Consider the following 10,090-nt stretch of genomic DNA (forward strand, 5'->3'; position numbering starts at 1 on the left):
CGGTACTGCAAACCGCCGGGCTGCGCATGTTGAACATGAACAAAGTGCGTATAATCCGCCGCCATGACTCGTACCCGATCCCCCCGTTCCCGTTCCAAACGTCCCTCCCGTGGCGGCCTGCGCCCATGGCTGGGCTGGGCGCTCAAGCTCAGTCTGGTCGGCCTGGTTGTACTGGCAGGTTTCGCCGTCTACCTCGATGCGATCGTTCAGGAGAAGTTCTCCGGCAAACGCTGGACCATCCCGGCAAAGGTTTACGCCAGGCCGCTGGAGCTGTTCGTCGGCCAAAAACTGGCCAAGAACGACTTCCTCACCGAACTTGATGCCTTGGGCTATCGCCGCGAGAGCGCGGTCAGTGGCCCGGGTGCCGCGTCGGTCAATGGCAATACGGTTGACCTCAACACCCGCGGCTTCCAGTTTTATGAAGGCGCTGAAAAGGCGCAGCCAGTGCGTGTGCGCTTCTCCGGTGATTACGTAGCCGAACTGTCGACCTCCAATGGTGCCAAGCTGCCCGTGGTGCGCCTTGAGCCGCTGCTGATTGGCGGCCTGTACCCGAAGAACCTCGAAGACCGCATTCTGATCAACATCGATCAGGTGCCTCCGTTTCTGCTGGAAACCCTGGTAACGGTTGAAGACCGCGATTTTTACCATCACTTGGGGGTGTCCCCGAAATCGATCGCCCGTGCTATCTGGGTCAACTCGTCTTCCGGGCAAATGCGCCAGGGTGGCAGTACGCTGACTCAGCAATTGGTGAAAAACTTCTACCTGACCAACGAGCGCAGTCTTAGCCGCAAGCTGACGGAAGCGATGATGGCGTTGCTGCTGGAGTTGCATTACGACAAGCGCGAAATCCTTGAGGCTTACCTCAACGAGGTCTTTGTCGGGCAGGACGGACAGCGAGCGGTGCATGGTTTTGGTCTGGCCAGCCAGTTCTTCTTCAGCCAGCCATTGTCTGAGCTCAAGTTGCATCAAGTGGCTTTACTGGTGGGGATGGTCAAAGGGCCGTCTGCCTATAACCCGCGTCGTTACCCGGAGCGTGCGCTTGAACGACGCAACCTGGTGCTCGATTTGCTTGAGCAGCAAGGTGTCGCCACCGCAGAGCAAGTGGCGGCAGCCAAGAAGATGCCGCTGGGCGTGACCAAACGCGGAAGCCTCGCAGACAGTTCGTTCCCGGGTTTCCTGGATTTGGTCAAACGTCAGTTGCGTGAAGACTATCGCGACGAAGACTTGACTGAAGAAGGTCTGCGGATTTTCACCAGTTTTGATCCGATCTTGCAGATGAAGTCCGAGGCCGCTGTCGGAGAAACCTTCAAACGGTTGGCTGGGCGCAAGGGTTCCGATGAGGTTGAGGCCGCGATGGTGGTGACCAACCCCGAAACAGGTGAAGTGCAGGCGCTGATTGGCAGCCGCCTGCCGGGTTATGCCGGCTTTAACCGGGCACTGGATGCGGTGCGGCCGATTGGCTCGCTGATCAAACCAGCGGTTTATCTGACCGCACTTGAACGTCCGAGCCAGTACACATTGACCAGTTGGTTGTCGGACGAGCCGTTATCGATCAAAGGCGCCGATGGTCAGATCTGGAAGCCTCAGAACTATGACCGTCGTTCCCACGGTACGGTGTTCCTGTATCAGTCGATGATGAATTCCTACAACTTGGGCACTGTGCGACTGGGGCAGGAAGTGGGCGTTCCCAATGTGCTCAAGACCCTGGCGCGGCTTGGGGTGGAGCGTGAGTTCCCGGCGTTCCCTTCCATGTTGCTGGGCGCCGGTGCCTTGAGCCCGATGGAAGTGGCGACGATGTACCAAACCTTGGCCAACGGTGGTTTCAATACCCCGATGCGCGGGATTCGCAGTGTGCTGACGGCCGAAGGTGAGCCGCTCAAGCGCTACCCGTTCCAGATCCAGCAGCGCTTTGATCCGGGGTCCATCTACCTGATTCAAAACGCCATGCAGCACGTCATGCGTGAGGGGACAGGGCGTTCGGTTTACAACGTATTGCCCAAGAGTCTGGCGTTGGCCGGCAAGACCGGTACCAGTAACGATTCACGTGACAGCTGGTTTGCCGGGTTCAGCCAGGATCTGCTGGCTGTCGTTTGGCTGGGGCGTGATGACAACGGTAAAACACCGTTCACCGGTGCAACGGGCGCCTTGCAGGTATGGACCAGCTTTATGAACAAAGCCGACCCTCTGCCGCTGGATATGCCGGAACCGGATAATATCGTGCAAGCCTGGATTGACCCCCATACCGGCCAGGGTTCCGATGCGAACTGCCCTGGGGCTGTGCAGATGCCGTATATTCGCGGCAGTGAGCCGCCCGCCGGAGCCAGTTGTGCAGCCGAAACGCCTGCAACCGGTGAAGCGGTGATGGATTGGGTCAAGGGCTGGTTGAATTAAGCAAAGAGGAATTGACGTGAATAAGTGGTGGGTTCCGGCTGTTACAGCCCTGGCTTTGCTCAATGGTTGCGCCAGTGTTCAACAGGGTTCTATCCCTGTGGTCGATGCGGGCGTTCCTGTATCCAATAACGAGCGTGTTTCTGCTCAGCGTACGGCGAGTCATTATCCGCAGGCGACTGCACCGCGTGCCGCGCAGACTCAGGCGATCCCTCAGGATTCCGGCGTCGTGGTGATGATTCCCGGTGGTGCGTCGGCGGTGTCCACGCCGATCAGCACCGAGCCGTTTACGCCGGGGCCAATCACACCGGGCCCGGCGGCGGCGCCTATCAGCACTGGCGACTACACACCTGGCGCTGCTTACCGTGCACCGACCCCGGTGACGCCAAGCGGCATTCCGTCCAGCAGTGGTGGACTGGCAGCTGATGAGCAATTGGATGGCCCGGTGCTGGCTTTGCTGACCACCGCTCAGCAACAGCAAGCAACCGGTGATTTGAATGGCGCGTCGTCGAGCCTCGAACGCGCGCAGCGTGTAGCGCCCCGTGAGCCGCAAGTGCTTTATCGTCTGGCGCAGGTGCGGATGGCACAAGGGGATGCTGCGCAAGCGGAGCAGTTCGCACGTCGCGGCCTGACATTCGCTGGCGGCCGTCCGGATCTTCAAGCCAGCCTGTGGGGTTTGATCGCTCAGGCGCGTGAGAAACAGGGTGATGCAGCCGGCGCTGCATTGGCACGTCAAAAAGCCAAGGTGAGTCTGTAATGGATGTACGCTTCCCGGCCATTGCCGAACAGTTGTTGCTGATTGAGCGCGAATTGCGCGTACAGGGCTGGTGGGACGAGGTATCGCCCACCGCTGAGGCGTTGAGCAGTGTTGAGCCCTTTTCAGTGGATACGCTGGACTTCCATCAGTGGCTGCAATGGATCTTTCTGGTGAGAATGAAACAAATCCTCGAACAGGATCTGCCGCTGCCCAATGCTTCGGGCATTCTTGAAATGGCTGAAATGGTGTATGCCGACAAGCCGTCAGAGAGTCTTGGCCTGCGTAATGCGCTGAAAAAGTTCGACCAACTGATCGTCGACGCTCGTTAATTGCCTGGCTGCCGGTTTTTCCGGCAGTCGTGCGCATATTTCTACCGCTTTGCGCCATTCAGGCGAGTTTTATCCCTCATCAAGCCCGTTTCTTCTATGTTCAGATGCGCGTAGTTGGAAAAAAGCGCAATTATTGCTTGACTTGGGTGGGGTGAATGAGAAGAATCGAAAGTCCGCTGTAGAGGGACTGCCAGAAGCAGTCTCTCTCAGCAGATCATGAGGCGCACACCCGCGCCGACCTGTTACACCCGCAACGCGTTACCTCGCGCTGGGTGGGAAAACCCCGCAATACTTGGGGAGCTCCCAATACTTGCTCAGTCAGTGCTGACGTAGTCGGCGACCACCGTCGCTCATGCTCTGCTGAAAAGTAAACCTATTAAGACCCGTTCGTTTTTTGCGATCGGTATTCTGGCGTTTTAGAGGTGAACAACGTGGAGCTTTTATCTGGCGGTGAGATGCTCGTCCGCTTTTTGCGCGACGAAGGTGTCAAACATATCTACGGGTACCCTGGTGGTGCTCTCCTGCATGTCTACGACGCACTGTTCAAAGAACCGGAAGTGTCCCATATCCTGGTTCGTCACGAACAAGCTGCTACCCATATGGCTGACGGCTATGCCCGTGCCACCGGTAAAGCCGGTGTCGTTCTGGTCACGTCCGGCCCGGGTGCTACCAATGCCATTACGGGTATTGCGACCGCCTACATGGACTCCATACCGATGGTCATCATCTCTGGTCAGGTGCCTAGCACCATGGTCGGGACCGATGCTTTCCAGGAGACCGACATGATCGGTATCTCCCGGCCCATCGTGAAGCACAGTTTCATGATCAAGCATGCTTCGGAGATCCCGGAGGTCATGAAAAAGGCGTTTTACCTGGCACAGTCCGGTCGCCCGGGGCCTGTGGTGGTTGATGTTCCCAAGGACATGACCAATCCGGCTGAGAAGTTCGAATACGTTTTCCCGAAAAAAGCCAAGCTGCGTTCCTACAGCCCGGCGGTTCGCGGTCACTCCGGCCAGATCCGCAAAGCGGTGGAAATGCTGTTGGCGGCCAAGCGTCCGGTTATTTACGCAGGTGGCGGCGTTATTTTGGGCGGCGGTTCTGCTCCGTTGACCGAACTGGCGAAAATGCTCAACGTGCCGGTCACTAATACGTTGATGGGCTTGGGGGCCTACCCTGGCACAGATCGTCAGTTCATCGGCATGCTGGGTATGCATGGCAGCTTTACGGCCAACATGACCATGCATAACGCCGACGTGATTCTGGCAGTCGGTGCGCGTTTTGATGATCGCGTGATCAATGGTCCGTCCAAGTTCTGCCCCAATGCCAAGATCATCCATGTGGATATCGACCCTGCGTCTATTTCCAAGACCATCAAGGCGGATGTGCCGATCGTAGGTCCGGTCGAAAGCGTCATGACCGAAATGGTCTCGATCCTCAAGGATATTGGCGAAAAACCCGATGCTGAAGCGGTCGCTGCGTGGTGGAAGCAGATTGATGAGTGGCGCGGTGATCGCGGTTTGTTCCCGTACGACAAGGGCGATGGCAGCAAGATCAAGCCTCAAGCCGTCATTGAGATGCTTTGCGAAGTGACCAAGGGCGACGCTTATGTGACGTCCGATGTGGGTCAGCATCAGATGTTTGCGGCTCAGTACTACCGTTTTAACAAGCCTAATCGCTGGATCAACTCAGGCGGCCTGGGCACGATGGGCTTTGGCTTCCCGGCGGCCATGGGTGTGAAATTGAGCTTCCCGGATGCTGATGTCGCCTGTGTGACAGGCGAGGGCAGCATTCAGATGAACATTCAGGAATTGTCGACGTGTTTGCAGTACGACTTGCCCGTAAAAATCATCAGCCTCAATAACGGCGTACTGGGAATGGTGCGTCAATGGCAGGACATGAACTACGGCAGCCGTCATTCGCATTCCTACATGGAGTCGCTGCCTGACTTCGTGAAGCTGGCTGAGGCTTATGGTCATGTAGGCATTCGGATTACGGATCTGAAAGACCTGAAGCCAAAAATGGAAGAAGCGTTCGCCATGAAAGACCGCTTGGTGTTCCTGGATATCCAGGTCGATACCAGCGAGCACGTTTACCCGATGCAGATCAAAGATGGCTCCATGCGAGACATGTGGCTGAGCAAGACGGAGCGTACTTAATCATGCGGCACATTATTTCTTTGCTTCTTGAAAACGAACCGGGTGCATTGTCTCGTGTTGTAGGGCTTTTTTCGCAACGTAACTACAACATTGAAAGCCTGACGGTAGCGCCAACTGAAGACCCGACCTTGTCGCGTCTGACGCTGACGACCGTAGGGCACGATGAAATCATCGAGCAAATCACCAAGAACCTGAACAAGCTGATTGAAGTGGTCAAGCTGGTCGATCTGTCTGAAAGTGCTCACATTGAGCGCGAGCTGATGCTGGTCAAGGTCAAGGCAACGGGGGCGCAGCGCGCAGAGATCAAGCGAACCACGGACATTTTTCGTGGCCAGATCGTTGATGTCAGTGCCAGTGTGTATACCGTGCAGTTGACCGGTACCAGCGACAAACTCGACAGCTTCATTCAGTCAATTGGAACCGCCTCGATCCTGGAAACAGTTCGCAGTGGCGTCACCGGGATTGCCCGTGGCGACAAAGTACTCAGCATCTAAAACTAATAAGTACTAATGGCCTAAATGGCCTGGATATAAGGGAAAATCATGAAAGTTTATTACGACAAAGACTGCGACCTTTCGATCATCCAGGGCAAAAAAGTAGCCATCATTGGTTACGGCTCCCAGGGTCACGCTCAAGCCTGCAACCTGAAAGACTCAGGTGTAGACGTGACTGTCGGTCTGCGTAAAGGTTCGGCCACTGTCGCCAAAGCTGAAGCACACGGCCTGAAAGTCACTGACGTTGCTAGCGCGGTGGCCGCGGCTGACGTGGTCATGATTCTGACCCCGGACGAGTTCCAGTCGTCGCTGTACAAGAACGAAATCGAGCCGAATATCAAGAAAGGCGCCACCCTGGCTTTCTCCCACGGTTTCGCGATTCACTACAATCAGGTTGTTCCGCGTGCCGACCTCGACGTGATCATGATCGCGCCGAAAGCACCAGGCCACACTGTGCGCTCCGAGTTCGTGAAAGGCGGCGGCATTCCTGATTTGATCGCTATCTACCAGGATGCTTCGGGCAACGCTAAAAACGTTGCGCTGTCTTACGCTTCGGGTGTTGGTGGCGGTCGTACCGGCATCATCGAAACCACGTTCAAGGACGAAACCGAAACCGATCTGTTCGGTGAGCAGGCTGTTCTGTGTGGCGGTACTGTCGAGCTGGTTAAAGCAGGTTTTGAAACACTGGTTGAAGCGGGCTACGCGCCAGAAATGGCTTACTTTGAGTGCTTGCACGAACTGAAGTTGATTGTTGACCTCATGTACGAAGGCGGTATCGCGAACATGAACTACTCGATCTCCAACAATGCTGAGTACGGCGAGTACGTGACAGGTCCGGAAGTTATCAACGCCGAATCCCGTCAGGCAATGCGTAATGCACTGAAGCGTATCCAGGACGGCGAATACGCCAAGATGTTCATCAGCGAAGGTGCCACCGGCTACCCATCGATGACCGCCAAGCGTCGCAACAACGCGGCACACGGTATCGAAGTGATTGGTGAGCAACTGCGCTCGATGATGCCTTGGATCGGTGCGAACAAGATTGTCGATAAAGCCAAGAACTAAGTTTGTAGCGTGAAGAAAAACGCGGCCTCGGCCGCGTTTTTTCGTTTAGAGGGTGGCTTCTGGTATAAAGCATCACTGTTTGCGTGTCCGTGTTGGCCGTGAACCTTTATCGAAACTTTCCATATCGTTGCAAGGTAATGTCCATGAGCGAACGTCCCGAAGAGCCAAAACAGGCCTCTGACGCCGATAGTCTGCTGCCTATCGATGAGCATGTCGAAGAAGGACATGACGCCGAAGGCCGTAAAGTCCGGCATCGTGGTATCTATCTGCTACCCAACCTTTTCACGACGGCGAACCTGTTCGCGGGTTTCTATTCGATTATTAACTCGATGAGCGCGCAAAGTGCCATGAGTGCAGGTGATGCGGCAGGTGCAAGCAAGTACTTTGCCTTTGCCGCGATCGCAATTTTTGTGGCCATGGTGCTCGACGGTCTTGATGGCCGGGTTGCCCGCATGACCAATACGCAAAGTGCTTTTGGCGCCGAATACGACTCTTTGTCTGACATGGTTGCCTTTGGGGTCGCCCCCGCACTGCTCGCGTTTGGCTGGGCGCTGGGGGATATGGGCAAAGTAGGCTGGATGGTCGCTTTCATTTACGTGGCTGGCGCGGCATTGCGTTTGGCGCGTTTTAATACTCAGGTGGGTACGGCTGATAAGCGGTACTTCATCGGGCTGGCGAGTCCGGCTGCTGCGGGTGTTGTGGCCGGGATCGTGTGGGCGTTCAGCGATTACGGCATTCAGGGTTCCAAAATGTCGTTCCTGGTGGCTTTGCTTGTAGCTGCTGCAGGCATGCTGATGGTCAGCAATATCAAGTACAACAGCTTTAAAGAGCTGGACTTGAAGGGGCGTGTACCTTTTGTCGCCATTCTGGCAGTGGTACTGGTCTTTGCAGTGGTTTTCAGTGATCCGCCGCGCATTCTGCTGCTGGTCTTCCTTGCCTATGCGGCGTCCGGCCCCATTCAGTATTTGTTGCATCTGCGTCGGAACAAAAGCGCCGAGTGATGTAATTTCTCCCATACTCCGTAGTCTATTGGGGCATCAGCCTTTCAATGCTACGGAGTTGCCATGCTCATCAAGCTCCCCTCCACGTCAGACAGTAAAGAGTCTGACGTCACGCCTGAATCCTTCTATTTATCGCGGCGAACATTGCTGGGAAGCTCGCTAGCCGGGCTTGCCGTGAGTGCATTTCCTCGTATTGGGCGTGCGCAAGACGCCGGGATGTACCCTGATGTGGAGGCGGGCACGCCACCCGCATGGTTTGCCGAAAAGCTGCCCAAAACCAAATGGCAGGCGGTGAATGTACAGGGAGAGTCAATCACGCCTTTCAACGACGCCACTCACTACAACAATTTCTATGAGTTCGGGACCGCTAAAGGTGATCCGGCGCAATATGCAGGTGCATTGAAGACTGAGCCATGGACGGTGGTTGTCGATGGTGAGGTCGGTAAACCGGGCCGATATGCGCTGGAAGACTTCATGAAGCCCTATCAATTAGAAGAGCGGATCTATCGGCTTCGCTGTGTGGAAGCATGGTCAATGGTCATTCCTTGGCTGGGCTTCCCGCTTTCAGCATTGCTTAAGCAGGTGGAGCCCACCTCGAAAGCAAAATTCATTCGCTTTGAGACGTTGCAGGATCCTAAGGTCATGCCCGGGCAGCGTTCCGGGTTCGCTTTGATTGAGTGGCCTTATGTGGAGGGGCTGCGGTTGGATGAGGCGATGAATCCATTGGCAATTCTGGCAGTAGGGATGTACGGGCGGGAATTACCGAATCAAAACGGTGCGCCATTGCGGCTAGTGGTGCCTTGGAAATATGGCTTTAAAAGCGTGAAGTCCATTGTGCGCATCAGCCTTGTTGAAGATCAGCCCAAGACAACCTGGCAGAGTATCGCGGCCGATGAATATGGCTTTTACGCCAATGTTAATCCGCAAGTGGACCATCCGCGCTGGAGTCAGGCGCGTGAGCGTCGTCTGCCAAGTGGCCTGTTCAGTCCGAATGTACGCGAGACGCAGATGTTCAACGGTTACGGCAACGAGGTGGCTTCTTTATATAGTGGGCTGGATCTGCGGAAAAACTATTGATGCGATTTCCTTATTGGCGCTCGTTTGTTTTTGTATGGGTGATTATTTGGCCGCTGCTGTGGGTATTCCAGGCGTGGAGTTCAGTGCTGGGACCTGATCCTGGCAAAGTGCTTGTTGATCGCTTGGGGTTAGGCACCCTGATCTTGTTGCTGATAACGCTTTGCATGACGCCTCTGCAAAAAATGACAGGATGGGCTGGCTGGGTTGCTGTGCGACGTCAAATCGGTCTGTGGTGTTTTGCTTATGTAATGCTGCACCTGTTGGCTTACCTGGTTTTTGTGTTGGGTTTCGATTGGTCTCAGTTGGGGGTGGAGTTGCGCAAGCGTCCCTACATTATTGTGGGCAGCCTTGGTTTATTGCTGCTATTCGTACTCGCGGTGACATCCAACCGTTACAGCCAGCGTCGTCTGGGCGCACGATGGAAAAAATTGCATCGCCTTATCTATGTGATTTTGGGGTTAGGACTACTGCACATGCTCTGGATCGTTCGTGCAGACCTTAAAGAGTGGGCGGTTTACGCGGCGATTGGGGCGATGTTGATGGTGCTGCGTGTACCGGTTGTGATGCGGCGTATACCCCGTCTATATAAGAAGAAAACGGTTTCTGCCTCATGAGTCAAAATTAGGGCTTGACTCAGAATTCCAACGGCCTATAATTCGCCCCACTTCCGGCGCAGTCGAAACGGAAAACTCCTTGAGTTTCAATGAGTTAGACGGTTTTTATTGTGCCAGCTTCAAATCATCGAAGCAGGAAATGAGGTGTTGACAGCAGCGTGTAACGCTGTAGAATTCGCCTCCCGCTGACGAGAGATCGAAAGCGCAAG

The 10,090-nt window shown here is 55.3% G+C and carries 9 protein-coding genes; all 9 read left to right on the top strand.

Going from position 1 to position 10,090, the window contains the following annotated elements; all coding sequences use genetic code 11:
* Window positions 1-63 precede the first annotated feature (63 nt).
* The gene (gene mrcB, locus BKD70_RS01940; protein WP_047277470.1) at window positions 64-2,391 is read left to right on the top strand and encodes a penicillin-binding protein 1B; all 2,328 of its coding nucleotides are present in this window, start codon (window positions 64-66) and stop codon (window positions 2,389-2,391) included.
* Window positions 2,392-2,407: 16 nt separating this feature from the next.
* Window positions 2,408-3,145: a M48 family metallopeptidase gene (locus tag BKD70_RS01945; RefSeq protein WP_047277469.1), complete on the top strand. Its 738-nt coding sequence runs from the start codon at window positions 2,408-2,410 to the stop codon at window positions 3,143-3,145.
* Window positions 3,145-3,474: a YqcC family protein gene (locus BKD70_RS01950; protein ID WP_047277467.1), complete on the top strand. Its 330-nt coding sequence runs from the start codon at window positions 3,145-3,147 to the stop codon at window positions 3,472-3,474. Before BKD70_RS01945 ends, BKD70_RS01950 begins: the two co-directional genes overlap by 1 nt.
* A gap of 431 nt (window positions 3,475-3,905) precedes the next feature.
* Entirely contained in the window at window positions 3,906-5,630 is a 1,725-nt protein-coding gene (locus BKD70_RS01955; protein WP_047277676.1) for an acetolactate synthase 3 large subunit, read from the top strand.
* Window positions 5,631-5,632: 2 nt separating this feature from the next.
* The gene (gene ilvN, locus BKD70_RS01960; RefSeq protein WP_018609360.1) at window positions 5,633-6,124 is read left to right on the top strand and encodes an acetolactate synthase small subunit; all 492 of its coding nucleotides are present in this window, start codon (window positions 5,633-5,635) and stop codon (window positions 6,122-6,124) included.
* Window positions 6,125-6,172: 48 nt separating this feature from the next.
* Window positions 6,173-7,189 (top strand): ketol-acid reductoisomerase, encoded by a 1,017-nt coding sequence (ilvC, locus tag BKD70_RS01965; protein ID WP_047277462.1) that lies wholly within the window; start codon window positions 6,173-6,175, stop codon window positions 7,187-7,189.
* 143 nt (window positions 7,190-7,332) lie between these two features.
* Window positions 7,333-8,190 carry a CDP-diacylglycerol--serine O-phosphatidyltransferase gene (pssA, locus tag BKD70_RS01970; RefSeq protein ID WP_047277460.1) on the top strand — a complete coding sequence of 286 codons (858 nt, stop codon included), beginning with the start codon at window positions 7,333-7,335 and terminating at the stop codon, window positions 8,188-8,190.
* 63 nt (window positions 8,191-8,253) lie between these two features.
* Window positions 8,254-9,267: a protein-methionine-sulfoxide reductase catalytic subunit MsrP gene (gene msrP / locus BKD70_RS01975; RefSeq protein ID WP_047277458.1), complete on the top strand. Its 1,014-nt coding sequence runs from the start codon at window positions 8,254-8,256 to the stop codon at window positions 9,265-9,267.
* Window positions 9,267-9,881 (top strand): protein-methionine-sulfoxide reductase heme-binding subunit MsrQ, encoded by a 615-nt coding sequence (msrQ, locus tag BKD70_RS01980; RefSeq protein WP_047277456.1) that lies wholly within the window; start codon window positions 9,267-9,269, stop codon window positions 9,879-9,881. Before msrP ends, msrQ begins: the two co-directional genes overlap by 1 nt.
* Window positions 9,882-10,090: the final 209 nt, after the last annotated feature.

This window comes from Pseudomonas sp. BS-2016, assembly GCF_001806145.1.
GTDB lineage: Bacteria > Pseudomonadota > Gammaproteobacteria > Pseudomonadales > Pseudomonadaceae > Aquipseudomonas > Aquipseudomonas lundensis.